We start from the raw sequence: 24,703 nt of genomic DNA, 5'->3' as shown, positions 1-24,703 counted from the left end.
GGGCCTCGGCTCAGTGCCGGTGCTGCTCGATGCTCGCGGCGGGCAGCACCTCCAGCAGCGCAGCGGGTGCCTTCAGGCCGGCTCGGCTCGTGCTCTTGGGGTCCGCCGGCGTCTCGAACCAGTCCCACTGGCCCTTCTCGCAGAGTTGCTGCACCTTGAACCAGAGGGGTCCGGGCTGCGCCGGCAACTGGCCGCGCAGCACGAACTCGTCGTAGTGGGCGTCGGCCAGCCAGGCCTCGCGGCGGGCCGCCGCCCAGGTGATCTCGACCACGTCGTCGGTGATGCGGCGGCCGTGGCTCTCGTAGGGCTGCGCGAGCGGCTCGCGCTTCGTCTGCAGCGTCCAGCCCGGCTTGGGCATGGGCTTGGCACCCCGAAAGCCCGCCGGCACCAGCACACGCAAGGTGTGCGTGGCGCTGCCTTCGCAGCCATGGCCCACGCGCAGCGTGGCCTTGTAGGGCCGGCCTGCCTGGCCCTTGGCCTCCTCCAGGGTGACGTGCGCCGCCACCGGGGCGCAGGCCGCTGCCGCCAGGATGGCGGCCATCGAAAGGACTCGGTGCTTCTTCATGGCTTTGCTCACAGGTCGAACTTGAGTTCCGCCACGACCGTGCGCAGCGGGTAGGGGTGGAAGTTCCAGTACAGCTCGTTGGTCAGGTTGTCGATGCCCACCGCGGCGCTCCACTGCCGCGTGGCCTGCCATCGCAGACGCAGGTCGGCCACCAGGAACCTGCTCGCGCCCTGGTAGCGCGCGCCGTTCGGGTCGCTGTTGTCGAGGCTGTTGAACTGCTTGCCGCCGTAGCGCACGCCCAGCGTGCCGCTGAGCGCCTCGGTCGGCCGCCAGGTGGCCACGGCGTTGGCGCGCCAGCGCGGCACGCGCGGTTGCCACTTGCCCACGCTGGCGGGGAAACGGCTGTTGGCCGTGATGATGGAGTCGGCGAAGGTCACGCTGCCGCTCAGGTCCAGCCCGCGCACGCCCAGGTCGCGTGCCGACGTCGCCAGCTCGAAGCCCTGGGTGCGGATGCGGTCGACGTTCTGGATGTTGGTCACGTTGGGCGTGACCGTGGTGTTGGTCTGGCTGTAGAGCGCGTCGCGCGTGCCTTCGTGGAACAGCGTGACGCGCAACGAGGCGCCCTGCGGCCAGGCCCACTCGCTGCTGAGCTCGGTCGTCCAGGAGTCCTCGGGCTTGAGGTTGGGATCGCCGTTGCTCAAGGCGCCGGTGCTGGCGTTGACGCCGCCCTGGAACAGCTCGCTCACCGTCGGGAAGCGCACGGCACGGCCACTGGACAGCTTCAAGGACCAGTCGTCACGCGGCTGCCAGCCCACCGCCAGTTTGGGGCTGGCGGCGCTCTCCCGGCGCGTCGGGTGGGCAAACGCAGCGGCGCCGTTGGCCGTCAGGCCGCGTTCGGCCTGCCACTGTTCGAACCGCAGGCCCATCACCGCCTTCCAGTCGGTGGCAAAGGCCCAGGCGTCCTGCGCCCACAGGCTGGTGAGCGTGGTGTTGCCCTCGAAGCGCGAGGCCGGGTTGCCGGCTGCGGGCGCGCCCGAGATCCAGTCGGCCGTCGTCGACACCTTGTTGCGCAGCTGGTGCGCGTCGCGCTGCAGGCCGAACTCGACGACGTGGCGGCCGGTCTCGCCACTGCCCGGGCCTGTGGGCCGCCACGTGCCCTTGGCAGCCAGGGTGTTCCAGCCGGTGCCGGCCTGGTCGGTGATGCGGCCGCCGGCCGGGTTGGAGGCCGCTGTGGCCGTCGCGGCCACCGGCGCCCAAGCCCGAACCTCGTCCTTCGCGTAATCGAACAGGCTGGCCGCGAACTGCCAGTCGAACACCCCGCCCGTGGACTTCCGCAGCGACAGGCCCTGCATCACGTGCTGCAGCCGCTCGCGCGTGCGGCCGAAGTCGGCGGCGCTGAGCGTGTAGCTGCGGCCGTCGATGGCGACGGCCCGCGTGCCGCCGACGCTGACGGGGAAGTTGTCGGGCCGGATGTCCACGCGCTGGCCGCTGGCGTCCTGCAACCAGCCCCCGGGCTGGCGCTCGACGGAGTTGTCCCAGAAGCCCAGCGTGTAGCTGGCGCGCAGCGCGGGCTGCAGCCGCCAGGCCAGCTTGAGCTTGGCGTGGTCCTGCACCGTGTGCGCCTGGCTGCTGGTGCCGATGAGCAGCCAGTCCTGGTCGAAGCGGTTCTTCTCGGCCACCGCGCCCGTCACGGCCACGGCGCCGGCGGCGGGCGCTGCCGTGCTGGGCGTGCGCGTGGCGTAGACGAGTGGATGACTCTCGCTGTCCTGGCGGCTGAGGTTGAACCACCACGCGAAGTCACCCACGCTGCTGCCCACGCTGGCGGCCGCCTGGCCGCCGCCGAAGCGCTCGTCGGTGCGGTAGACGTCGAAGCGCTGCGAGAAGCCGGCCAGCTTCGCGTGCGCCTCGAAGCGCGTGGGCATGCGCGTGACGTAGTCCACCACCGCGCCGACGCTGGTGCCGGGGTAGGCCGCGCTGAAGGGGCCGTAGAGCACGTCGACGCGCTCGATCTCCTCGGGCGTGACCAGGCCCCAGCGGGGCGCAAAGAAGGCGCCGTTGCCGAGGAGGTTGGACAGCAGGATGCCGTCGGCGTAGACCAGCGAACGGGCGCTGTTGCCGGTGCCGCTGGCGCGCGTGGACAGCACGGCGTGGTCGTAGTCGCCCGGGTAGCGCTTGCGCACCAGCAGGCTCGGGAAGTACTTCAGCGCGTCGGCGCTGTCGGTGGCGTTGATGGTGGCGTCGATCTCGACGCCGCTGATGCCTTCGATGGTGGTCGGAATCTGCGTCGGCAGCGACCCCAGCCGGGTCGCCGTGACGGTGACGATGCCGGCGTTGCGGCTGCTGGCGGCTTCGCTGGAAGCGGCGGTCTGGGCCTGAGCCCCGGACGCGAACGAGAGAACACAGGCCAAGGCGACGGCCTGCCGGGGGGACGGCGGCCCAAATCTGAAGGACAGTTGCACGAGGAACACTCCTGAAGGCCACGCGCCGCGCCGAGGGGGCGCGAACAGGCGGCCGGGAACCCGGAAAAGACCCTGCCGCCGACCGCCCAGGGGCGGGGCGCGGCAGGGCCGGCTGCTGAGGGTTCAGCTCAGGAGTGGGGGCCCGCGCGGCTGGGCGCTGCGCCAGGCATGCAGCCTCTGGGGGGCGTGCAGGAACAGGGCCGGCACGGCCTGCGACAGGTGCAGCAGCGCCGGTGCTTCGGTGCTTCTGGCAGGCAGCGGCGGCGCGTCGTGCGCCAGCCGGCACAAGGGACAGTGTTCCAGGTGGCTGGCCGGGTGAGTCACGTCGCCACCCGCGCCGTCGGCCACCGCCTCGGGCAAAGCCACCCAGCGCGTGCCCTGCGGCGTGCAGACCTCGGCCCAGGCGGTGCCACCGCCCCCGGCGTGCACCAGCATCTGCGACACCGCCGGCATCAACGCCATGGCCCAGACGGCCCACAGGGCGGTCCAGGCCGGAAGGCGAAAGCGGTGACGGAGTCGGTTCAGCGGGCTCACGGGGCCACGATTGTTCACCAGCCGCAGGGCGGCCCGGCGCAGCGAGGCTTGCTCAGCCGACCTCGCCACCGAAGCGCTTGATGAGGTTGTCGATGTACTTCTCGACCAGGCCTTCGAACTCGTTCTTCACCACCGGCACCACCACCATCTTCATCAGGCCCGGCAGCGGCACCTCCACCGTGCCCTGGGTCTTGAGCGTGATGGCCGTGCCCTTCTTGGCCTTGGCGATGCTCCAGCTGCCGCCGACCTGCGCGTTGCCCACGCCCTTGACCGGCGTCCAGACCACCGAGCCCTTCTTGCGGTCGGCCACGTACTGGCTGGCGTAGACGGTCTGGATGTTGACCTGCGCCGTACCGACCTTCTCCATCTCCCAGCGGTAGACGCCCTTGCCCATGTCGACGAGCTGCTCGACCTTGGGAAAGTGGCCCACCGAGGTGGGCACGTCGGACAGCAGGTCGAAGACCTCGTCGAACGAGGCCTTGACGGTGAACTCGTAGCCCAGGTCGATGTCAACGCTCACGGCCATGGCCTTGCTCCTTCGTGGTGGGGTTCGGGGTTCAGAAATCGGGCTCGCCGGCCCAGGGCAGCATCATCGTCAGCCAGGTGAGCTGCTCGAACTGCGGCTCGAAGCGGTCGATGATCTGCTGCGGCTCGGGGCAGAGCTTCTCGTCGGTGATCAGGCCGAACTGCACGCCGCCGCCGTAGCTGAGGATGCTCACGCCCACGCCCACATCGCCCGAGGCGGGCACCCAGAACATGGTCTGGCGCAGCGTGCTGCCGCAGAACTTGAGCGGCACGGCCGGACCGGGCACGTTGGTCATCACGGCGGTCGTCTTCTTGGCGAACAGGCCCAGCACGGCGTCCTGCACGGGCTTGATGAACAGACCGCTGACGCTGAGGATCGCAAACGCCAGCAGCGGCTGGTAGCTGCCCTTCATGTCGGCCATGCGGCGGTGCACGGCGTACACACGCTCGATGGGGTTGTCGATGCCCACCGGCAGCACGAGTGGCGCCAGGCCGAAGCGGTTGCCCAGCTGCCAGGCCTTGTCGAGCGGGCGCAGGTTCACCGGCACCATGGCGCGGATCTCCTTGCCAGCCGGATCCTGGCCCTGATCGGCCAGCCAGCTGCCGATGGCGCCGGCCGCGCAGGCCAGCAGCACGTCGTTGACGGTGCAGCCCAGGGCCTTGCCGATGGCCTTGACCTGATCCAGCGGGATCGGCTCGCCCCAGGCCACGACCTTGCGGCCCACCGGCTTGCCCTTGAGCAGCGTGGGCGAGTCGTCGGACATCAGCGCCAGCGCGGCCACGTCCTGCGCCACCTGCAGCCCGCCGCGCGCCATGCCCACGCTCGACAGCAGCGGCTGCGCCGGATTGGCCAGCACCTCCATGCTGCGGCCCACGCCGCTGCCGTACATGCCGATGGCCTTGATGGTGAGATCGGTCAGCGGCTTGAGCACGGCATCGGCGAGCCAGTCGGGCTCGTGGCCCTCGTCGGGCACGGCCTTGCGGCGACGCCTGGGAGGATCGGCGCCGCCGTCGGTGATGCTCAGCATCACGCTGATGAGGGCGATGCCGTCGCCGATGCAGTGGTGGATGCGCGCCACCAGGGCGCTGCCGCCCTCGTAGTCCTGGACAAGGTGCATCTGCCACAGCGGGCGATGCGGATCGAGCGGCGTGGCGGCCAGTTCGCCGCAGGCACGCTGCAGCGCATGGCGCTCGCTCTCGCCGGGCCGAGGCTCCAGCGTCATCGGCAGCACGTGCTGCGTGATGTCAAAGGCCTCGTCGTCCACCCACTGGGCACCCATGGCGTCGGCCACCGCCTTCTGCCGAAAGCGGTCGTATTGCAGCAGCTTGGCCTGGATGCGTTCGCGCAGGGCCTCCAGCGTGATGGCCGGCGTGAGCAGCCAGACGCCGACGATCATCATCAGGTTGACGTCGTTGTCCATGCGCAGCCAGGCGGTGTCCACGCGCGACATGCGCTCGGCGCGCGGGTCGGCGTGGGGGCTGGGCTGCGGCGTGCTGGCGACGCCGTTCATCGGGTTTCTCCTGGGCAACGGACGCGGCGCGACGCGCCGAAGGCGGCGACGATGCTGTGTAGCATCGCCAGCGTCAAGCTCAGACTCACCCGGGTGCACCCGCCATGGCCAACCTCAAAGCCGCGTTCGAAGCCGCCGTCTCTGCCAGCAAGCAGCTGCCGGAGAAGCCCGACAACATGACGCTGCTGCAGATCTACTCGCTGTACAAGCAGGCCACCGAGGGCGACGTCGAGGGCAAGCGCCCCGGTTTCACCGACATGGTGGGCCGCGCCAAGTACGACGCCTGGGCGGCCGTGAAGGGCAAGAGCGCCGACGAGGCGATGCAGGAATACACCGACCTCATCGAGTCGCTGAAGTAGGCGCTACGGGGCCGGTGAGGCCAGCGCCTTCTCGATGGCGCTGGTGATGCTGCCGCTGGTGGGCCCGGTCATGCTGCCCCAGTGGGCGATGGGCTTGCCGTCGCGGCCCACGAGGTACTTGTTGAAGTTCCAGCTCGGCTGCTGGCCGGTGGCCTGGGCCAGCTGGCGGAAGATGGGCTGCGCGTCGGCGCCGCGCACCGGGCCGGTGGCGAACATCGGGAACTTCACGCCGTAGGTGTTGAAGCAGACCTCGGCGGTCTTCTTCGCGTCCTTGTCTTCCTGCTTGAAGTCGCCGCTGGGAAAGCCCATCACCACCAGGCCGCGCGCCGCGTAGCGGGCGTTCAGCGCCTCCAGGCCCTCGAACTGCGAGGTGAAGCCGCAGTAGCTGGCGGTGTTCACGACCAGCAGCACCCGGCCCGCGTACTGGCACAGATCCTGGGGCTTGTCGTCCTGCAGGCGGGGCACGGTCTGCTGGAGCAGCGGCGGACACGCAGCGGGAGCCGGTCGCGACTGGGCGGCGGCGGGGGCGACAAGCCCCAGAAGCAGCCCCAGGGCGGCGGCGGCGATCGGAATCGGGAGTCCAGGCATGGCAGGGTGTCCGGCAAAACCGCGGGGGCGAGCGGTTGAGCCTGGATGATCTCGCAACTGTCGCCGAGACGCCGAGGCGTCGACCGGATGGCCGGGTTCGCGGGCCGGACTGAGGCTGCGTCCAGACAGCGCCGACGCGGCCGTCGGGCCGCTTCAGCGACGGCGGATCAGCCGCGCAGCGCGTGCGCCAACAACAGCCGCGCCTTCTCCCAGTCGCGGCGCACGGTGCGGTCGGTGACGCCCAGCGCCTAGGCGATCTCGGCGTCGGTGAGGCCGACGAAGTAGCGCATCTCCACCACCTGCGCCAGCCGCGGCTCCAGGCGCGCCAGGTCGTCGAGCGCCCGGTCGATGTCGAGCAGCTCCTCGTACGGCTGAGCCAGACCTTCCGCGATGAAGGTGTCCAGCGTCACGTGTTCGGCACCGCCGCCGCGCCGCTCGCGACTGGCTGCGCGCACGGCGTCGACGATGATCGAGCGCATCACGTGCGACGCATAGCCGATGAAGTGCCCGCGGTCAGCCGGCGCCAGGTTGCCGGCCTTCAGGAAACGCAGGTAGCACTCGTGCAGCAGCACGGTGGTCTCCATGACGGTGCCCCGCTGGTGCCCCGACAGCCGTGCATGCGCCAGGCGGCGCAGCTCGGGGTAGAGGCGCTCGAACAGCGCGTCGAAGGCCAGCCGGTCGCCGTCACGGGTACGGGCCAGCAATGGGGTGATGTCGCCCATCGGGACCGCCCTGGTTGTTGTGCCGGCCATGGTAGCGAACGCGCCGGTGCGGCGGCATCGGGCTGTCGCTCGAACGCACGAAGCGGGTCGGCTTCTGGCTGTCCGGCATGTCCGGTCATGGTGGGCGACGGCGTATCTCCTGATGAGGGCCTCACGTCAAAGTCCCCGACACCGGAGAAACACCGCCATGAACCATCCCCCTCTTCGCCCGCTGCAGCTGATGGCGAGCGCCGCGTTGGCCGTCCTGATGGCGGCCTGTGGCGGCACCGGGCCCGACATCTACGCCGCGGTCGACGGCCGCGCACAAGCGCTGGCCGCCGCACCCACCGTGATCCCACCCTTGTTCGACGACACCGGCCACGTGATGCCGGCATCTCCATGGGCCGCGCCCGCCGACACCGGTGCCCGTACGCGCCGGGGTCTGTACGCCACGCAGGCGCAGGCCAGGCAGCTCGAAGACGCCATGGGAACGCAGGTGATCCCGGTCAACGTGGAGCCTGGACCGGACGCAGCCGCGGCGGTGGAACTGGCAACGCAGATGGTGTGGGGCCATCAGGTGGCGCACGACCTGTCGGCCGAGGTGCCGGTGCTGGTGCGCAGCAGCGACCTGCGCCTGGGCGCGACCACGGTGCACCACTTGGAGGCTCAGGGTTACCCGCGCGTGTTCCTCGTCACGCACTGAAGCAGCGCCAGAAGCACGCCATGCTGCCCACCGAGCACACCACCGACCGCGTCGGCCGGCCGCTGCGCGCGCCGCGGCCGGCGCTGTTCACGCGCGAGCGCTACCTGCTGCTGCTGGGCTGGGCCTTCACCTTGTTCAGCTCGGTGCGCGTGCTGTCCTACCTGCCGAACATGGCGCTGATCGTGCAGGAGCAGAACTCCAGCCAGCAATCGCTCCTGACCTGGTGCACCTGGCTGGGCGCCAATCTGACGATGGCCGGCTGGCTGCACGAGCACAACGGCCGCCGCTTCGACACCGCCGTGCGGGTGAACCTCGTCAACGCCATGATGTGCGCGCTGACGGCGGCGCTGATCGTCTGCTACCGGGTCGCGCCCGGGGCAGCGCCATGAACCACGACATCCTGGGTTGGATGGCGGCGCTGGCAACGCTGGCTTGCTTCGCGTCGTCCGAGATGCTGCGGCTGCGCATCCTGGCGCTCGTGGCCAACGTCGCCTTCGTGCCCTACGCCACGCAGGCCGGCCTGCTGCCGGTGCTGGTGCTGCACCTGGTGCTGGCGCCCGTCAACGCCTGGCGGCTGTGGCAGCTGGTGCGGGCGCGGCTCAGCGAGCGCCCTTTCGGGACGCAGCCGGCTTCTTTGCCGGTGCCGCCAGCAGGGCGTCGAGGTTCTTCGTGATCTCGCCCTCGATCGTCTTGGCGAAGGCGCCGAGCAGGAAGCCCAGCTTGGCCTCGAGATCGAAGTGGTCGGGCGCGACGATGAGGCGGCCGCTGACACCGCTGCGCGTGAACTCCACCGTGTCGCTCGTCTCGCCCTCGATCACGGTGCATTCCATGTCGAACTTGGTCTCGGCCTGCTCGGCCCATTGCCAGGCCACCTCGCGGGCGCGCTGGAGGCCGAGCGAATGGTCGCGGTGGATGTGGATGTCGGGCACGGGGTCAGCTCCGTCTTGCAGCAGGGTGGCAGGGGATCAGGGCGCCGCGCCGAGCCTGGCTCGGCGCTCCGCCCGCGGCAGCGCGGCCAGGGCACGCACCTCGGCGTGGAAGCGCGCGAAGTCGCGGCCCGAGGCCTCGTGCAGGCGCTCGAAGCCGGCCACGAGGTCGTTGTACGCCCCCATCACCGCGAAGGAGGCATTGTTGGCGCGCGCGAACCAACCGTCGTAGCCGGCAAAACCCGCGAGCGGACTGGCCGGGTCGGCCTTGAGCACCTCGTAGGCGCGGCGCCCGCGCGCCATCACCTCGGCCTTGGCGGCGCGCAGGGCCCCGGGAGGCTGGCCGCTGCGGTACAGCGCGTCGAGCTCGGCGCGCCAGGGCCGCACGAAGGCGCGGAAGGCCGCGGCGCGCGCCTGACGCAGCGCGTCGGCCGCGCGCGCCTCGGGCGTGGCGAAGCGCTCCATCCACAACCGGCCGCCGATGCGCTCCACCGCCGTGGCGTAGCTCTCGTTGAAGGTGGTGTCGTCGTCGACGTAGACCACCTGGTGCGTGAGCTCGTGGAAGATCAGCCGCGCCAGGTCGGCCTCGGAGCCGCTCACAAACGTATTGAGCAGCGGGTCGCCGCCCATCCACTCGAGCTTGCCCAGCGTGCTGTAGGCCGGCACGCCGTACACCATGACCTCATGGCCCTGTTCGCGCAGCTCGGCGGCCAGCGCCTCGGCGCGGGCCTGCGTGTAGTAGCCGCGGTAGCCCACGCAGCCCACCACCGGAAAGCACCAGGTCTTGAGCTGCAGGCTCAGCTCGGGCGCGGCCACCACGTTCCAGACCACGGCGTTGCGGCCCAGGTCGGCGTAGCGGCGGTAGCTCGGGCCCTCGGGCAGCTTGAGCTCGGCCACGGCGAAGTCGCGCATGCGCTGGCTCAGCGCGAGCCGCTCGCGCAGCGGCGCGGGCGTGGCCGGGTCGGCCAGCACCTCGGGCACCGGGCGGGCGCGCTGCATCAGGTCCATGTGGCCGCCCACGGCCTGCGCGTAGTAGCCGATCGTGCCGCAGCCGCCCAGCATCAGCGCCAGCGTACCCACGGCCAGCGCGCCCAGCAGACCCAGCCTCACCAGGCGCCTCCGCCGCTCAACAGGCTTCGACCTCGACGAGGCAGTCATAGAAGGCCGGCGCACGGCCGATGTCGGTGAGGCGCTGGTGCGTGAGCTCGTTGACGTTGGTGCCGTTCAGGCCCATCTTGCGCCACCAGATGCCCAGCCCGTTGACGACGCCGGGCCGCGCGGCGCCGTTGAGGTCGGCCTTGCAGACGTAGCTGCCACGGTCGTTGAACACGCGCACGGTCGCACCCTGCGCGATGCCGCGCGCCACGGCGTCGTCGGGGTGGATCTCCAGACGGGGCTCCTTTTCGGCGGCGCGCAGGCTCTCGACGTTGACGAAGCTGCTGTTGAGGAAATGCCGCGCCGGCGGCGAGATCATCGCCAGGGGATAGCGCGCGGCCAGCTCGGGCGCCGACTGCGCACTTTCGTAGTTGGGCACGAAGTCGGGCACGCCCAGGCCGGGGGCGTCGACCACCACCTTGCCCGACGGCGTGGCAAAACCACCCTCGGCAAACGGTGCTTCGGGCAGCTTCAGGCGGCTGAAGCCGCGCGCGCGCAGCTCGTCCACGTCGACCACGGCGGCATCGAAGGCACCCAACGCCATGGCCTCGTCGCTGTCTGCAAAACACGGCTCGTCGAAGCCCATGCGCGCAGCCAGACGGCGGAAGATCTCGGCGTTGCTCAGCGCCTGCCCCAGCGGCGGCACGGCCGGGCGGTTGAGCATGGCGTAGGTGTGGCCGTAGGCCGAGTGGGCATCCCAGTGCTCCAGCTGCGTGGTGGCGGGCAGCACGAGGTCGGCGTGATCGGCGGTGTCCGTCTGGAAGTGCTCCAGCACGACGGTGAAGAGGTCCTCCCGCGCAAAGCCCTGCACCACCTTGCGGCTGTCGGGCGCCACGGCCACGGGATTGCTGTTGTAGACGACGACGGCCTCGATGCGCGGGCCGAAGCCGCCGCCCCCCGGGTGGGTGAGTGCGTCGCCGATGGTGCTCATGTTGATGGTGCGGGGGTGCCGCGGGCCGAGAAGATCGGGCCGCTGCAGCCACGCATCGCGCCGGGCACCGCGGAAACTGCCGCTGGCACTGAGCAGCATCCCGCCAGCCGGGTGGCGCCAGGCGCCCACCAGGCAGGGCAGCATCGCCACCAGCCGCACGGCATTGCCGCCGCCGCGCACGCGCTGCATGCCGTAGTTCAGGCGAATGGCGGCGGGCTTCGTCTGCGCGTAGTCGCGCGCCAGGCCGCGCACCTCGTCGGCGGTGATGCCGCACACCGCGGCCGTGCGCTCGGGCGGCCAGGCCAGGGCCTTGTCGCGCAGCTTCTCCCAGCCGTCGACATGGCGGGCGATGTAATCGTGGTCGAGCCAGCCGTTCATCACCAGCTCGTGCATGAGGCCCAGCGCCAGCGCGCCGTCGGTGCCCGGCAGCAGGGCGATGTGCTGGTGGCACTTCTCGGCTGTTTCGGTGCGGCGCGGGTCGATGCACACCAGCTTGGCACCCGCGCGCTTGGCCTGCTGCGCGAAGGTCCAGAAATGCACGCTGCTCGTGATCGGGTTGCTGCCCCAGATCAGGATGAGCTTGCTGTGGACGAACTGCTCCACCCGCATGCCCAGCTTGCCGCCGTAGGTGGCGGCCAGCGCCTCGCCGCCGGCGTTGGCGCAGATGGTGCGGTCCAGCAGGCTGGCGCCCAGGCGGTGGAAGAAACGCGCCGCCATGCCGTCACCCTGCACCAGGCCCATGGTGCCGGCGTAGCTGTAGGGCAGGATGGCCTCGGGCTCGCGCGCAGCGATGGCCCTCAGACGGGCTGCGATGGTGTCGAGCGCCTCGTCCCAGCCGATGGCCTGGAAGCTGCCTGCGCCCGAAGGCCCCTTGGGGCCCGAGCGCTTGAGCGGCGTGAGCAGCCGCTGCGCGCTGTAGGTGCGTTCTGCGTAACGACTGACCTTGGTGCAAAGCACGCCGTGCGTGGGCGGGTGCTTCGGGTCACCGGCAACGCGCACCACGCGCTCCGCGCCCGGCGCGCCAGCCACGCTGACGTGCAAGGCGCAGGTGTCGGGGCAGTCGTGCGGGCACACGGCCTGCACGGTGCGGCTGGCCTCGTGGGCGCTTGCGCTCTCGTCCATGGCGGGATTATCCGCCCGCGCCCCGGGCTGCCGCATGGCTAAGATGGCCGACTATTCGACCGACGGGCCTGCCATGAATCTGCTCGAACCCATCCTGGCCGACGCGGCCGAGATCGCGCGCATCCGCCGCGACATCCACGCCCACCCGGAGCTGTGCTTCCAGGAGGAGCGGACCGCCGACGTCATCGCCAAGGCCCTCACCGACTGGGGCATCCCCGTCCACCGCGGGCTGGGCAAGACGGGCGTGGTGGGCATCGTGAAGAACGGCACCAGCCCGCGCGCCGTGGGTCTGCGCGCCGACATCGATGCGCTGCCGATGACCGAGCACAACCACTTCCCACACGCCAGCAAGCATCCCGGCAAGATGCACGCCTGCGGTCACGATGGCCACACCGCGATGCTGCTGGCCGCGGCCAAGCACCTCAGCAGGCACCGCCACTTCGACGGCACCGTCTACCTGATCTTCCAGCCGGCCGAGGAAGGCGGCGGCGGCGCGCGCGAGATGATCAAGGACGGCCTCTTCGAGAAGTTCCCGATGGAAGCCGTGTTCGGCGCGCACAACTGGCCCGGCATGCCCGTGGGCATGGTGGGCGTGAACCCGGGCGCGATGATGGCCTCGAGCAACGGCTTCCGGGCCGTCATCCGCGGCAAGGGCAGCCACGCCGCGCTGCCGCACCTGGGCGTGGACCCGGTGCTCGTGGCCTGCCAGATGGTGATGGCCTGGCAGACCATCCTCACGCGAAACAAGAAGCCCATCGACCCCGGCGTGATCAGCGCCACGATGATCCACACCGGCGAGGCCATCAACGTGGTGCCCGACTCGGCCGAGATCCGCGGCACCGTGCGCACCTTCAGCATCGAGGTGCTCGACCTGATCGAGACCCGCATGCGTGAGATCGCCACCGGGCTGGCCGCCACCTTCGGCGCCACCTGCGAGTTCGAGTTCACGCGCGTGTACCCCCCTACGGTCAATCACGCCGCCGAGACGGAGTTCGTGCGCCGCACGCTGGCGCAGGTGGTGGGCGAGGCCAAGGTCGTGCCCTTCGAGCCGACCATGGGCGCGGAAGACTTCAGCTTCTTCCTGCAGGCCAAGCCCGGCTGCTACTTCACCTTCGGCAACGGCGACGGCACCCACCGCGAGGGCGGGCACGGCCTCGGCCCCTGCATGCTGCACAACCCGAGCTACGACTTCAACGACGAGTTGATCCCGGTGGGCGCGAGTTGCTGGGTGAAGCTGGCCGAAGCCTGGCTGGCGCCGAAATGAGCGGCGCCGTGGACGCGACCGGCTTCTTCGCACAGAGCTACAGCGAGGCGCGCGCAGGGTTCCTGCGCGCTTGCGCCGCCGCGGGCCTGGCGGTGCAGAGCCACGAGCACCCGCTGAAGGGGCGCGACGGCGAGCCGCTGGCCATGGACGTGGCCCGGGCCGGCGCGCTGGTTGCCGAACGTGTGCTGCTCGTGAGCAGCGGCTGCCACGGCGTGGAGGGCTACTGCGGCTCGGGCGTGCAGGGTGCGCTGCTGGCCGATGCCGGCTTCGCCGCGGCCGCCCGCGCGGCCGGCGTGGCGGTGCTCTACGTGCACGCGCTCAATCCCTACGGCTTCTCGTGGTGGCGGCGCGTCACGCACGAGAACGTCGACCTCAATCGCAACGGCCTGGACTACGCCACGCTCACCGAGCTGCCCGCCAACCCGGCCTACGACACCATCGCGGCGGCGGCCGTTCCCGCCACCTGGCCACCCGCGCCCGAGAACGAGGCCGTGCTGGCCGCCTACGCAGCGGCGCACGGGCCCAAGGCCCTGCAGGCGGCTGTCTCGGGCGGGCAGTACCGCCACCCCCAGGGCCTGTTCTTCGGCGGCACGGCGCCCACCTGGAGCGCGCGCAGCTTCGCCGCCGTGCTGCGCGAGCACGCCACGCGCTGCACGCGCCTGGGCTGGATCGACCTGCACACGGGCCTCGGTCCGCAGGGCCACGGCGAGATGATCTGGGCCGGCCCTGACGACGCCGCGGCCATCGCACGCGCCCGCGCGTGGTGGGGCGCCGAGGTCACCTCCATGTATGACGGCTCGTCGAGCAGCGCCCGGCTGCAGGGCCTGCTCACCGAACTGGCCTACCGCGACTGCCCGCAGGCCGAGATCACGCCCATGGCCCTGGAGTACGGCACCGAGCCCACCGACGAGGTCATCCTGTGCCTGCGCGCCGAGCAGTGGCTCGAGCTGCATCCGCAGGCCGACGCCGCCACGCGCACGGCCATCAAGCGCCGCTTTCGCGACGCCTTCTACACCGACACCCCGGCCTGGAAGCAGGCCATCGTCGAGCAGGGCCTCGCCGCGGCCCGCCAGGCCGTGGCCGGCCTGGCGGCCTGATCAGGGCGTGCCCAGGAACAGGTAGGCGTTGTAGGCGCCACCGCTGGCCCGCCCCAAGCCCACGTAGACCGCGCCCAGCGGCGTCTCGCCGCCCAGGTACAGCGCGGCGCCGCGCAGCAGGCCGTCGCGCTTCTGGCGCGTGTAGGGCTCGCCCACGCGGCCGGCCTCCAGCGCCAGGCCCAGGCGCATGTCGCCACGCAGCCCCAGCGGCAGGCGGCCGATGATGCGCTCGGCGCGCACGTGGCCATAGGCCACATGGTCGCCGATGAGCTGCCCCGCGGCGAAACCCGTGAGGTTGAGGAAGCCGCCCAGGCGCGCCGCTTCCGGAAGCGGCAGCATGCCTTCGGTGGACGCCGTCCAGCTGGCGCGGCCGGCGAACACCCAGTTGCCCCAGGGCGCGGCGGCGCGGCCCTCGGCGTGGGCGCGGCGCCAGCCGTTGCGCTCATCGGCCAGCCAACGGGCCCGCAGCGCCCAGCCGCTGCGGGCGAAGTACAGACGGTCGAGCCGGTCGAAGTCCAGCTCCAGCACCCAGCCCGTGGAGTCGGGGCTGGGCAGGGCCGCGAACAGGTCGATACCGGTCTCCAGCGTGCGCGCGGACTGCCCGGTCCAGCCGGCGACGCGGAGTCCACCCAGGCGCATCAGGTTCAGTCCCAGCCCGAGCTCCAGCCGCTTCTGGACGCTCCGGTACTCGGCGATGCGCTGCTCGAGAAAGAAATAGTCGCTGCGCTCGCGACGGTACTCGGCCACCGCGTCGACGACCACGCGCTGCGAGGCCAGCAGCGGCTGCGTGAACTCAAGCTTGATGCCCGTGACGCTGCCGAGCTCGGCCGCCAGCAGCAGATCCGCACCCAAGGCGTTGAGCCAGGTGCGTTGCAGTGCCGCGCGCAGCTGGTAGGTCGAGCCCTGGTTGAGCGTGCTCTGCAACTGCAAGCCCAGGCGCAGGTAGTCCGGACCCCAGGTCTTCTCCACCGGCAGCAGGCGCAGCACGGTGCGGGCACCCTCCCGGCGCACGGTGTAGTCCAGGCGCTCGTAGTGGCCGTCGCCGTAGGCCCGCTGCAGGTCGGCAGCCAGCTCGTCGGCATCCAGCGGCGAGCCGGTACGCTGCCGCACGTGGCGCAGCAGCACCTCCGGGGCCACGCGCTCGAGGCCCACCACCTCGATGGCGTCGACGCGCGGCACGTCGCGCTCGCGCACGTGGGCACCGCGCCGCCACGCCGCCCAGGCGCGCTCGTCCACCGACAGCGCGGCCAGCGCCGTCTCGTGCATGCGCACGGCGGCGCGGCCGCGTTCGGCCGCCTCGGCGTGGCGCGCGAAGTCGGCCGCGGTGATGTCGCCCAGCTCGGGGCGGATGAGTACGTCGCGCGGCGTGAGCTGGGCCAGCGAGGCGCCCACGTTCTGCTCGGTCAGCAGCGCCACCATCTGCGCCGTGATGCTGAGCACGCCTGAGATGGCGTCGGCCGGCAGCGGCGGCGAACCGACGTTGACGGCGATCACCACGTCGGCGCCACAGCGCTCGCGCAGCTCGCGCACGGGCACGTTGTCCACGAGGCCACCGTCCACCAGCTTGCGCCCGCGCCAGGTGAACGGCGCGAGCAGACCCGGCACGGCCATGCTGGCGCGCATGGCCTCGGTCAGCGGGCCGTCGCGCATGACGACGCGCTCGCCGGTGCCGATGTCGGTGGCGATGATGGACAGCGGCAACGGCAGCCGCTCGATCAGCGGCTCGCCCGTCTCGGCGCGCACCAGCGCGTTGAGGAAGAACTTGATGCGCTGGCCCTGCAACAGGGCCGGCGGCGTGACGGCGCTGCCGTCGACGATGCCCGTCTCGCTGCCCGGCAGGAAGCGCTGGCGCAGGCGGCGCGCCCGCAGGTCGAGATCGGCATCGCCAGCGCCGTCGAGGAACATCTCCTTCCAGTCGGCGGCCTGCAGGGCGGCGCGCATCTCGGCCGGGCTGCGGCCGGCCACCCAGGCGCCGGCCACCAGCGCACCCATGCTGGTGCCGGCCACGCAATGCACGGGCACGCGCAGGCGCTCAAGTTCCTCGAGCACGCCGATGTGCGCCGCCCCGCGCGCACCGCCGCCGCCGAGCACCAGGCCGATGCGCGGCGCCGGGTCTGCGGCCAGGGCCAGCGGCGCCAGGGCCAGCAGGAGAGCCGCCGCCGCGGCCGCGAGCCTCACTGCAAGAAGCCGATGGGGGCGCGGCGCATCTCGCGCGGGGCCAGGGCGGCCACTTGCCCAAGAACAGCCTCGGAGCGTCGCTCGCCGAAGCGGCGGCCCCATTGGAGCGCGCCACGGATCGGCCGGCACCGGCGCAACACAATCGCGCGCGCCAGCGGCGTCGGATGGCAGATCGACGGGCCACAGGAACGATCGGCACTCATGCGTTCACTCCTCCGGGGTTCGGGCAGGTTCGCGGCCTCGGCATGGCGCAAGACTGCCACAAACGGAGCGCAGGGCAAGGCCCCGGATCCCTTGCCGTTCAGCTTCGCCGCCGCCGCCGGGCGGGCGAGGCTGCGCGCCACGCATCGACGCATCTGGACAGTCCGTTTTCACAGCCGCCGTCAACAGCCGGCGGTCGCGCCAGCGCGCGGCCAGAGTCCGGCATGAAGATCCTGGGGACGAACCCCGTCGGCCGCGGGTCGGCCACCGGCTGAGCCGGCCGGCCCGAGAGACGCGCAGTCTCGAATCGTCCAGGGCGGGCCGCCGCGACAAGCGCAGACCGTGCTTCGGGCCGCAGCAGGGGCAGGGCGATTCAAGGGCGGGCGCCCGACCGCGAAGGCGAGGCCCGGGGCCCGGGCGGCAGCCCGCGCGGCGAGGGACTGGCCAGCAGCCGGCTCATCGCCACACCCGCGACCGCGTGGTTGCGGTCGCTGAGGCTCGACGCCACCTGCTCGACGATGGCCTGCAGCAAGAGGCTCGACAGACCGCCCGACAGGCTGCCACGCTGCTCGGCACTGCTGGCGCTGGCGCTGCCGGTCCAGAGGGTGCGACCATCGCGCAGGTCCACCAGCCGCGCATCCACCGCCGTCACCGAGTCGGCGCTGATGACGCGATACACCGAACCGTAGGCGCGCACCCGCAGGTACAGCGCCGCATCGGCCCCGAACACCTCCCGCAGCCTCTGGGGGCTGATGTCTTGGGCGTCTTTCGGCGTCTGCACGCCGTTGAGGCGCAGCGTCTCGTTGCTCAACGCCACCGGGAACACGTAGTAGCCCCGCTCGGCCAGCGGCAGCACCGTCTGCGCCATCACGCTGCCGGGAGCCTGCACGTCGGGGCTGTCATTCACCGGCGGCAACACCAGCACAGAGGCCGGCCGCGCCTCGCGCAGTGCCGGCCAGGGATCGGCCGGAGCCTTGTCCACGGCGGCGCAGCCGCCCAGCAGCGCGGCCAGCACCACCGCCAGCAGCATCGCGGCCCTGCGCAGCGCCGGGCTCACTTCGGGGCCTCCGGCGTCGGGGCGCCCGGCTGCTGCCGCGCGTTGGCCAGCAGGAAGTCCATGTACCGGGCCGACTCCGGGTACAGCTCCTTCTCGGCCCGCAGGTGCTCGACGGCCCGGGCATCGTTGCCCAGCTGCGCGTGCAGCAGTGCCAGGTGCGCGTGCAGCCCCGGCGGCACGGCGCGCCCCTTGGCGGCGGTTCGCTGCAGCTGCTGCTCGAGCAGCGCGGCCTGCCGCGCGGCGTCGCCGCCGGCTTCGCGCAGCTGCGTCGCCAGCGCCGCCGGGTAGGCGCCCCACTCGTACAACATCGGCCGCGCGCTGGCGCCAGGCGCTCCCAGCACAGCCGCCAGCGCCAGCAGCGCGCCACCGCCCAGCCTACGCATCGGGGCGCCTACGGCTTGCTGCGGGCTCATCAGGGCCGCGCCGGCTTCCAGGCGCCGCCGTCCAGGCCAGCCACCAGCCGGTCCACGGCCTCGCGGATGGCCAGATCGAGCACCTTGCCGTTGAGCGTGGCGTCGTAGCTGGCGGTGCTGCCGAAACCGAGAATCTCGCGTTCCGACAACGTGTACTCGCCGCCCCCCTGCACCGAGTAAACCACTTCGGACGTCAGCGGGTTGACGATGTTCAGCGTGACCTTGGCGTAGGCCACCTGCGTCTTGCCGCGGCCCAGCAGGCCAAACAGCGCACGGTCGCCCACCTCCTTGCGGCCGAACTCGCTGACCGAGCCGGTGACGAGGAAGTCGGCGCCCCGGATGGCCTGCGGCGCCTGGCGCAGTGCCGCCTCCTGGCGGGCCTCGGCGAGGTTCTCGCGGTCGAGCACGCTGAAGCGGTTGCTCTGCTGCAGGTGGGCCACGAGGATGGTCTTGCTCTGCGAGCCCAGACGGTCGCCGCCGTCCGAGAAGATGCCACGGCCGAAGCTGGACCGGTTGTCGAAGTTGCCCACCGCGATGGGGGCGCGCGGGCCGGCCTGGGCCGGCGCCGGCGTGGCCGCCGCAGCAGTGCGCGCAGGTTCAACGGCGCGCGAGGTCTCGGTGGTCGCGCAGCCCGAAGAGAGGCCGGCGACCAGCAGCACGGCTGCGGCGATGCGGTGGGTGTTCATAGGGCAGGCTCTCGATCAAGAAGGTTGTAGGGATGTGGATGCCTTGCGGACACGGAGCGGCATGCGGCACGCTCCTAGGGACAGACTGTGCACCAGCGCGGACCGGACGACACGACTCCGGCGTCGAAGGCCGGCCGTTCGGCACGAGCGCGCCAGCCGTCGGCGCGAACCCGAGACGGGGCGGAAAGAGGCGCGCGGCAGGAGCCAAAAAAGCGTTTCCGGCGTCGTCGGTCGAATGACAGGACTACGAAGTTGCCCGGTTGTCGGAGAGCTGCAAGTGACTCTGGGCCGCGCTTTGGTGACGCCGGATGCCGACGACGAGGCGCCGCTGCTGGCGCAGCTTGAGGACATCCTGCGGCGGCTGTGGCCAGGTTCGCACCGGGTGGGCCGAGCCGAAGACGGCATCGACGCCATCCGCCGGGTCGGGACGCTGCGGCCCACTGCGGCTCTCCTGGGCATCCCGATGCCGGAGATCGAGGGGCTGCACGCTGCCCACTGCATCGACGCACCGGCTCCGCCCTGGCCTTCAGAGCGTCCGCCCGGCGCGGAAGGCGCCGCGCCGGCCACGCGGCAGCGGCGCATGGGCCTGCATCGCCACCAGGTGCGCGCCGGCATGGGCGTGCGTGATGGCAAGGCCCAGCGCGTCGGCGGCGTCGGGGCCGGGCAGACCGGGCAGCACAAGGAGCCGCTGCACCATGGCCTGGACCTGGGCCTTGGCCGCCAGCCCGTGGCCGACCACCGACTTCTTCATCTGCAGCGCGGTGTACTCGGCCACCGGCAGGCCGGCACTCACCAGCGCCGCCAGCGCGGCGCCGCGCGCCTGACCCAGCAGCAGCGTGCTCTGCGGGTTGACGTTGACGAAGACGATCTCCACCACGGCGCTGTCGGGCGTGTAGCGGCGCACGACCTCGCCGATGCCGTCGAAGATGATCTTCAGCCGCGCCGGCAAGTCGCCGCGCGGCGCCTCCGCGGTGGCGATGGTGCCGCTGGCCACGTAGTGCAGACGCTGCCCTTCAGCATCGACGATGCCAAAGCCGGTCCGCTGCAGGCCGGGATCGATGCCGAGGATGCGCATCGGACCGGCTTCAGTGAAGGCTCATGCCGGCGCAGCCGGCGTGAAGGCGCGCCAGCGCCGGGCCGGAACCCAAGCCGGTCCGCTGCAGGCCGGGATCGATGCCGAGGATGCGCATCCGCTAGACCAGATACCAGCGCACGAAGTGGAAGAACACAGGGGCCGCGAAGCACAGCGGCGCCACGCGGTCCAGCAGGCCCACGGCACCGGTGACCGAACTGCGGTTGCCCCAGTAGCGCACGCCCGCGTCCTTCTTCAGCGCCCGCATCACCAGCTCGCCCAGCGAGCCGCAGCCCGCGGCCACCAGCGCCATCGTCGCCGCCTGCCAGGGCCCGGTGGGTGTGATCCAGAACAGCGCCGCACCCACCAGCGCCGCAGCCGCCAGGCCCAGGCCGAAGGCGCGCCACGAGAAGCTGCGGTCGATCTGCCGCGCCACCGGGCGGCGGCGCAGGCGACGACTGGCCGTCTCCTGCGCCAGCTGCGCCGCGGCCGTGACCACGACCAGGAAGAACAGCAGGAAGGCCCCGCGCCCGGCGTAGCCGGGCAGGTCCAGCAGCAAGAGTGCCGGCGCGTGGCTCAGGCCGTAGACGCAGACCATGATGCCCCACTGGATCTTGGCGTTGCGCTCCAGGAAGCGCCCGGGGTCGCCGGCCAGCGCACCGGCCACCGGGATGGCCAGGAAGACGTAGACCGGCACGAACACGGTGAACAGGTCGAAGGCCCGCGTGCCCACCAGCACATACTGCAGTGGCAGCGCCACAAAGAAGGCCAGCAGCAGGCTGCGGTGGTCACCGCGGCGCGTGTGCACCAGCGTGATGAACTCGCGCAGCGCCAGAAACGAGATCACGCCCAAGGCGGTGGTGGCGCCCAGCGGCCCGCTCGCCCAGGCTGCCCAGAACACCAGCGCGCCCACCCAGAGCGCCCGCAGGTCGCGGCGCAAGTTGCGACGGCGCTCGCGCGCGTCCTCGGTGGACTCCTCGCCGCTCTCGCGCCAGGTGAGGGCCACGATCACCGCGCTCAGCAGCAACAGCAGCCCGAACAGCACCACGAACAGCAGGCCCACCTGCTGGTCGGTATCCAGGCGGCGCAGAGTGCCCAGGGCCTCGATCACTCAGCCCCCACTGCCCGCTGGCCGCTGCGCGATCACGGCTTCGCGCGCGCGCTCCAGGAACACGCGCTTGTCCTCGCCCTCCTCCAGACGCAGCGGCGCGCCGAAGGTCACCGTGCACAGCACCGGCACCGGCACGACCTCGCCCTTGGGCATGACGCGCTGCACGTTGTCGATCCACGCCGGCACCAACTGCACGCCCGGGAACTGCTGCGCCAGGTGATACAGGCCGCTCTTGAAGGGCATGGGCTCGCCCTTGGCGCTGCGCGTGCCCTCCGGGAAGATCACCAGCGAGTCGCCCTGCTCGAGCGCCGCCACCAGCGGCTCCAGCGGATCCTGATCGGGGTTGGCGCTGCGCGAGCGATCGACGTAGACGGCGTGGAACACCTCGGTCGTGAGCCAACGGCGAAAGGGGCTGCCGGCCCAGTAGTCGCGTGCCGCGATCGGCCGCGTGCGCGTGCGCAGCTCGTGCGGGAGCGCCGCCCAGATCAGCACCCAGTCGAGGTGGCTTTGGTGGTTGGCGAAGTAGATGCGCTGCTCGGCCATGGGCGGGCAGCCCTTCCAGTGGCCTTGCGCGCCGGTGACGAGTCGGGCGATGAAGGCCAGCAACGCACCGGTGATGGACGCGAGCGACATGCGCCGGATGCTATCCCCGGCCGATGCAAGGCCGCATCAGTGCCGGAAGTGCCGCGTGCCGGTGAAGACCATGGCCACGCCACGCTCGTCGGCCGCCGCGATGACCTCGTCATCGCGCAGGCTGCCGCCGGGCTGGATGATGCAGACCGCGCCCTCGTCGATGACCACGTCCAGGCCGTCGCGAAACGGAAAGAAGGCGTCGCTGGCCACCGCCGAGCCCGCCAGGCTGAGCCCGGCGGCGCCCGCCTTCACGCGCGCGATGCGGGCGCTGTCGAGCCGGCTCATCTGCCCCGCGCCCACGCCCAGGGTCATGCCACCCCCGCAGAACACGATGGCGTTGCTCTTCACGAACTTGGCCACCTTCCAGGCGAACATCAGGTCGTCCATCTGCTGCAGCGTGGGCGCCCGCTTCGTGACCACGCGCAACTCCGCCACGGCGACGTTCTTGTTGTCCGGCGACTGCAGCAGCAGACCGCCGCCGATGCGCTTGCTGTCGATGGCATTGGCGCCATTGCCGGCGGCCACTTCGAGCACGCGCAGGTTCTGCTTGGGCGCCAGCACGGCCGCGGCTTCGGGCGTGACGGACGGCGCGATCATGACCTCGACGAACTGCTTGTTGTCGCCGATCTGGCGGGCCGTGGCCTCGTCGAGCGGGCGGTTGAACGCGATGATGCCGCCGAAGGCCGAGGTGGGGTCGGTCTGCCAGGCCTTCTGATAGGCCTCGGCCAGCGTGGCGCCCACGGCCACGCCGCAGGGGTTGGCGTGTTTCACGATCACGCAGGCCGGCAGGTCGAAGCTGCGCACGCACTCCCAGGCGGCGTCGGCGTCGGCGATGTTGTTGTAGCTCAGGGCCTTGCCCTGCCGCTGCCGGTAGCCGGCGAGTGTGCCCGGTGGCGGGCTGGCCTCGCGATAGAAGGCGGCGCTCTGGTGCGGGTTCTCGCCGTAGCGCATGTCCTGCGCCTTCACGAACTGCGCCGTCCACACCGCGGGCCAGGCCTCGCGCGCCGGCACGGCATGACCCACGTCCTCGGCGCCCGGGGCCACCGAACCCAGGTAGTTGGCGATCATGCCGTCGTAGGCCGCCGTGTGCGCGAACACCTTCTTCGCCAGCATGAAGCGGGTGCTGCGCCGCATGCCGCCGTCGGACAGCTCGGCCAGCACCTGCGCGTAGTCGGCCGGGTCGATGACCACGGCCACACCGTCCCAGTTCTTCGCCGCGGCGCGCAGCATGGCCGGGCCGCCGATGTCGATGTTCTCGATGGCGTCGTCCAGCGTGCAGTCGGCGCGCGCCGTGGCCTGCGCGAAGGGGTAGAGGTTCACGACCAGCAGGTCGATGGTGCCGATGCCGTGTTGCTGCAGCGCGGCCATGTGCGCCGGCACGTCGCGCCGCGCCAGCAGGCCGCCGTGAATGCGCGGGTGCAGGGTCTTGACGCGGCCGTCGAGCATCTCGGGAAATCCGGTCACCTCGGCCACCTCGGTGACGGCCAGGCCGGCATCGGCCAGCAGGCGCGCTGTACCTCCCGTGGACAGAAGCCGCACACCCTGCGCGGCCAGCGCGCGGGCGAAGTCGACGATGCCGGTTTTGTCGGACACCGAGAGAAGCGCGGTCTTCATGGCTTGATGAGCTTGTGGTCGAGCAGCTTGCGCCGCAGCGTGTTGCGGTTGATGCCGAGCCACTGTGCAGCCCTGCTCTGGTTGCCTTCGGCATGGCGCATCACCACCTCGAGCAGCGGCCTCTCGGCAGCGGCCATGAACAGGCGGTGCAGATCGCCGGGCTCGGCGCCGCGCAGGTCGGCAAGGTACTGCTCGACGCTGTCGCGCACGCAGGCGTCGATGGCCTTTCGGCTCATGCGGCCAGGGCCTCGGTGTCGTCGTCGTTGGCTGCCGGCCTCACCGGCAGCGGAAGGCGCTCGCGCGTGGCGGCCAGCGTGTCGAAAAACGCGGCCACGGCATCGTGCTGCGCCCGCGCATCATCCAGGGTGTTGATGTGCTGGCGGAAGGTCTCGCCGCCCGGCAGGCTGCCCACGGCCCAGCCGATGTGCTTGCGCGCACTGCGCACGCCGCTGAACTCGCCGTACAGGCGGAAGTGGTCGTCGAGGTGTTCGAGCAGCCAGCCGCGCACCTCGGCCACCCGGGGTGGCGGGCGGTGCGTGCCGTGGGCGAGGAAGTGCGCGATGTCGCCGAAGATCCACGGCCGCCCCTGCGCCGCGCGGCCGATCATCACGGCGTCACAGCCCGTGGCACGCAGCACTTCGGCGGCGCGCTCGGGGCTGGCGATGTCCCCATTGGCCACCACCGGGATGCGCAGCGCGGCCTTGATGGCGGCCACGGTCTCGTGCTCCGCCGTGCCGCCGTAGCCCTGCTCGCGCGTGCGGCCGTGCACCGTGAGCAGCGCGATGCCGGCGTCCTGCGCCGCGCGGGCCAGCACCGGCGCGTTCTTCGCGGCGGCGCACCAGCCGGTGCGCATCTTCAGCGTCACGGGCACGCCGCGCGGCGCGCAGGCGGCCACCACGGCCTCGACGATGGCGATGGCCAGGCGCTCGTCCTGCATCAGCGCCGAGCCCGCCCAGACCTTGCACACCTTCTTGGCCGGGCAGCCCATGTTGATGTCGATGATCTGCGCGCCGCGGTCGATGTTGTAGCGCGCCGCGTCGGCCATCTCGGCGGGCTCCACGCCCGCGATCTGCACGGCGATGGGCCCGGGCTCGCCGGCGTGGTCGGCGCGGCGCGAGGTCTTCAGCGAGTTCCACAGTTCGCGCCGGCTCGTCACCATCTCGCTGACCGCATGGCCCGCGCCGAGGCGGCGGCACAGCGTTCGGAAGGGCCGGTCCGTCACGCCGGCCATCGGCGCCACGAACAGGTTGTTCGGCAGGATGAACGCGCCGAGGCGCAGCGGTTTCAGCACGTCGGGCTGCTCAAAAATGAGGCGCGAGTATAGCCCCGGAGTGCCAAAGACAAGGCCGCCCGCAGGC

The 24,703-nt window shown here is 71.5% G+C and carries 26 protein-coding genes; 6 read left to right on the top strand and 20 right to left on the bottom strand.

Annotated features, from left to right (window positions below):
* Positions 1-10 precede the first annotated feature (10 nt).
* The 5 genes from KA711_08970 to KA711_08950 form a co-directional block, all read right to left on the bottom strand.
* Complete coding sequence (locus tag KA711_08970) at positions 11-541, bottom strand: YcnI family protein (GenBank protein ID MCM0609117.1); 531 nt, start codon at positions 539-541, stop codon at positions 11-13.
* Positions 542-573: 32 nt separating this feature from the next.
* Positions 574-2,958 (bottom strand): TonB-dependent receptor, encoded by a 2,385-nt coding sequence (locus KA711_08965; GenBank protein ID MCM0609116.1) that lies wholly within the window; start codon positions 2,956-2,958, stop codon positions 574-576.
* A 129-nt stretch (positions 2,959-3,087) separates the two neighbouring features.
* Positions 3,088-3,498 (bottom strand): DUF2946 domain-containing protein, encoded by a 411-nt coding sequence (locus KA711_08960; protein ID MCM0609115.1) that lies wholly within the window; start codon positions 3,496-3,498, stop codon positions 3,088-3,090.
* Between the two features lie 52 nt (positions 3,499-3,550).
* Positions 3,551-4,024: an SRPBCC family protein gene (locus KA711_08955; protein MCM0609114.1), complete on the bottom strand. Its 474-nt coding sequence runs from the start codon at positions 4,022-4,024 to the stop codon at positions 3,551-3,553.
* Between the two features lie 31 nt (positions 4,025-4,055).
* Positions 4,056-5,474, bottom strand: a complete 1,419-nt coding sequence (locus KA711_08950; protein ID MCM0609113.1) for a wax ester/triacylglycerol synthase family O-acyltransferase — start codon at positions 5,472-5,474, stop codon at positions 4,056-4,058.
* A gap of 164 nt (positions 5,475-5,638) precedes the next feature.
* On the opposite strand from KA711_08950, the gene KA711_08945 reads away from it, so the two are divergent.
* Positions 5,639-5,893 (top strand): acyl-CoA-binding protein, encoded by a 255-nt coding sequence (locus KA711_08945; GenBank protein MCM0609112.1) that lies wholly within the window; start codon positions 5,639-5,641, stop codon positions 5,891-5,893.
* A 3-nt stretch (positions 5,894-5,896) separates the two neighbouring features.
* Here KA711_08945 and KA711_08940 read toward each other — a convergent pair whose 3' ends face one another.
* Together KA711_08940 and KA711_08935 are read right to left on the bottom strand one after the other, a co-directional pair.
* A complete protein-coding gene (locus tag KA711_08940; GenBank protein MCM0609111.1) occupies positions 5,897-6,481 on the bottom strand; it encodes a glutathione peroxidase in 585 nt (194 codons plus the stop codon).
* A 248-nt stretch (positions 6,482-6,729) separates the two neighbouring features.
* A complete protein-coding gene (locus tag KA711_08935) occupies positions 6,730-7,203 on the bottom strand; it encodes a hypothetical protein (GenBank protein ID MCM0609110.1) in 474 nt (157 codons plus the stop codon).
* Positions 7,204-7,390: 187 nt separating this feature from the next.
* Here KA711_08935 and KA711_08930 point away from each other — a divergent pair, with 187 nt between their 5' ends.
* Genes KA711_08930 through KA711_08920 form a run of 3 tightly spaced genes read left to right on the top strand, consistent with a single transcriptional unit; the run spans position 7,391 to position 8,558 of the window.
* On the top strand, positions 7,391-7,885 hold the full coding sequence (locus tag KA711_08930; protein MCM0609109.1) for a hypothetical protein: 495 nt from the start codon (positions 7,391-7,393) through the stop codon (positions 7,883-7,885).
* 20 nt (positions 7,886-7,905) lie between these two features.
* Positions 7,906-8,274 carry a hypothetical protein gene (locus tag KA711_08925; GenBank protein MCM0609108.1) on the top strand — a complete coding sequence of 123 codons (369 nt, stop codon included), beginning with the start codon at positions 7,906-7,908 and terminating at the stop codon, positions 8,272-8,274.
* Positions 8,271-8,558 carry a hypothetical protein gene (locus tag KA711_08920; GenBank protein ID MCM0609107.1) on the top strand — a complete coding sequence of 96 codons (288 nt, stop codon included), beginning with the start codon at positions 8,271-8,273 and terminating at the stop codon, positions 8,556-8,558. Before KA711_08925 ends, KA711_08920 begins: the two co-directional genes overlap by 4 nt.
* Here the strand turns inward: KA711_08920 and KA711_08915 are convergent.
* The 3 genes from KA711_08915 to KA711_08905 are packed head-to-tail and all read right to left on the bottom strand — an operon-like array spanning position 8,485 to position 12,019.
* A complete protein-coding gene (locus tag KA711_08915) occupies positions 8,485-8,814 on the bottom strand; it encodes a polyhydroxyalkanoic acid system family protein (protein ID MCM0609106.1) in 330 nt (109 codons plus the stop codon). The genes KA711_08920 and KA711_08915 overlap by 74 nt on opposite strands.
* Positions 8,815-8,850: 36 nt before the next feature.
* Entirely contained in the window at positions 8,851-9,969 is a 1,119-nt protein-coding gene (locus KA711_08910) for an aminopeptidase (GenBank protein MCM0609105.1), read from the bottom strand.
* Positions 9,938-12,019 carry a molybdopterin oxidoreductase family protein gene (locus KA711_08905; GenBank protein MCM0609104.1) on the bottom strand — a complete coding sequence of 694 codons (2,082 nt, stop codon included), beginning with the start codon at positions 12,017-12,019 and terminating at the stop codon, positions 9,938-9,940. Before KA711_08905 ends, KA711_08910 begins: the two co-directional genes overlap by 32 nt.
* Positions 12,020-12,092: 73 nt before the next feature.
* On the opposite strand from KA711_08905, the gene KA711_08900 reads away from it, so the two are divergent.
* Together KA711_08900 and KA711_08895 are read left to right on the top strand one after the other, a co-directional pair.
* Positions 12,093-13,283 carry an amidohydrolase gene (locus tag KA711_08900; GenBank protein ID MCM0609103.1) on the top strand — a complete coding sequence of 397 codons (1,191 nt, stop codon included), beginning with the start codon at positions 12,093-12,095 and terminating at the stop codon, positions 13,281-13,283.
* On the top strand, positions 13,280-14,380 hold the full coding sequence (locus KA711_08895; protein MCM0609102.1) for a M14 family metallopeptidase: 1,101 nt from the start codon (positions 13,280-13,282) through the stop codon (positions 14,378-14,380). The genes KA711_08900 and KA711_08895 overlap by 4 nt, the downstream gene beginning before the upstream one ends.
* On the opposite strand, the gene KA711_08890 is transcribed toward KA711_08895, so the two are convergent.
* The 10 genes from KA711_08890 to dusB all read right to left on the bottom strand — a co-directional run bounded on the left by KA711_08890 (position 14,381) and on the right by dusB (position 24,624).
* The gene (locus KA711_08890) at positions 14,381-16,660 is read right to left on the bottom strand and encodes a patatin-like phospholipase family protein (protein ID MCM0609101.1); all 2,280 of its coding nucleotides are present in this window, start codon (positions 16,658-16,660) and stop codon (positions 14,381-14,383) included. It abuts the gene before it with no gap.
* 472 nt (positions 16,661-17,132) lie between these two features.
* Complete coding sequence (locus KA711_08885; GenBank protein ID MCM0609100.1) at positions 17,133-17,789, bottom strand: DUF799 family lipoprotein; 657 nt, start codon at positions 17,787-17,789, stop codon at positions 17,133-17,135.
* A 23-nt stretch (positions 17,790-17,812) separates the two neighbouring features.
* Positions 17,813-18,229 carry a DUF4810 domain-containing protein gene (locus tag KA711_08880; GenBank protein ID MCM0609099.1) on the bottom strand — a complete coding sequence of 139 codons (417 nt, stop codon included), beginning with the start codon at positions 18,227-18,229 and terminating at the stop codon, positions 17,813-17,815.
* On the bottom strand, positions 18,229-18,915 hold the full coding sequence (locus tag KA711_08875) for a CsgG/HfaB family protein (GenBank protein MCM0609098.1): 687 nt from the start codon (positions 18,913-18,915) through the stop codon (positions 18,229-18,231). Before KA711_08875 ends, KA711_08880 begins: the two co-directional genes overlap by 1 nt.
* Before the next feature lie 526 nt (positions 18,916-19,441).
* Entirely contained in the window at positions 19,442-19,990 is a 549-nt protein-coding gene (gene ruvC, locus KA711_08870) for a crossover junction endodeoxyribonuclease RuvC (GenBank protein ID MCM0609097.1), read from the bottom strand.
* A 118-nt stretch (positions 19,991-20,108) separates the two neighbouring features.
* Positions 20,109-21,086 (bottom strand): phosphatidate cytidylyltransferase, encoded by a 978-nt coding sequence (locus KA711_08865; protein MCM0609096.1) that lies wholly within the window; start codon positions 21,084-21,086, stop codon positions 20,109-20,111.
* Positions 21,087-21,098: 12 nt separating this feature from the next.
* Complete coding sequence (locus KA711_08860) at positions 21,099-21,731, bottom strand: 1-acyl-sn-glycerol-3-phosphate acyltransferase (protein ID MCM0609095.1); 633 nt, start codon at positions 21,729-21,731, stop codon at positions 21,099-21,101.
* 36 nt (positions 21,732-21,767) lie between these two features.
* Complete coding sequence (purH, locus tag KA711_08855) at positions 21,768-23,345, bottom strand: bifunctional phosphoribosylaminoimidazolecarboxamide formyltransferase/IMP cyclohydrolase (GenBank protein MCM0609094.1); 1,578 nt, start codon at positions 23,343-23,345, stop codon at positions 21,768-21,770.
* Positions 23,342-23,581 carry a Fis family transcriptional regulator gene (locus KA711_08850; GenBank protein ID MCM0609093.1) on the bottom strand — a complete coding sequence of 80 codons (240 nt, stop codon included), beginning with the start codon at positions 23,579-23,581 and terminating at the stop codon, positions 23,342-23,344. The genes purH and KA711_08850 overlap by 4 nt, the downstream gene beginning before the upstream one ends.
* Positions 23,578-24,624: a tRNA dihydrouridine synthase DusB gene (dusB, locus tag KA711_08845; protein ID MCM0609092.1), complete on the bottom strand. Its 1,047-nt coding sequence runs from the start codon at positions 24,622-24,624 to the stop codon at positions 23,578-23,580. Before dusB ends, KA711_08850 begins: the two co-directional genes overlap by 4 nt.
* Between the last annotated feature and the right edge of the window lie 79 nt (positions 24,625-24,703).

The sequence above is a fragment of the Ideonella sp. WA131b genome (assembly GCA_023657425.1).
Taxonomy (GTDB): domain Bacteria; phylum Pseudomonadota; class Gammaproteobacteria; order Burkholderiales; family Burkholderiaceae_C; genus Rubrivivax.
This window is presented reverse-complemented; position numbering and strand designations above follow the sequence as displayed.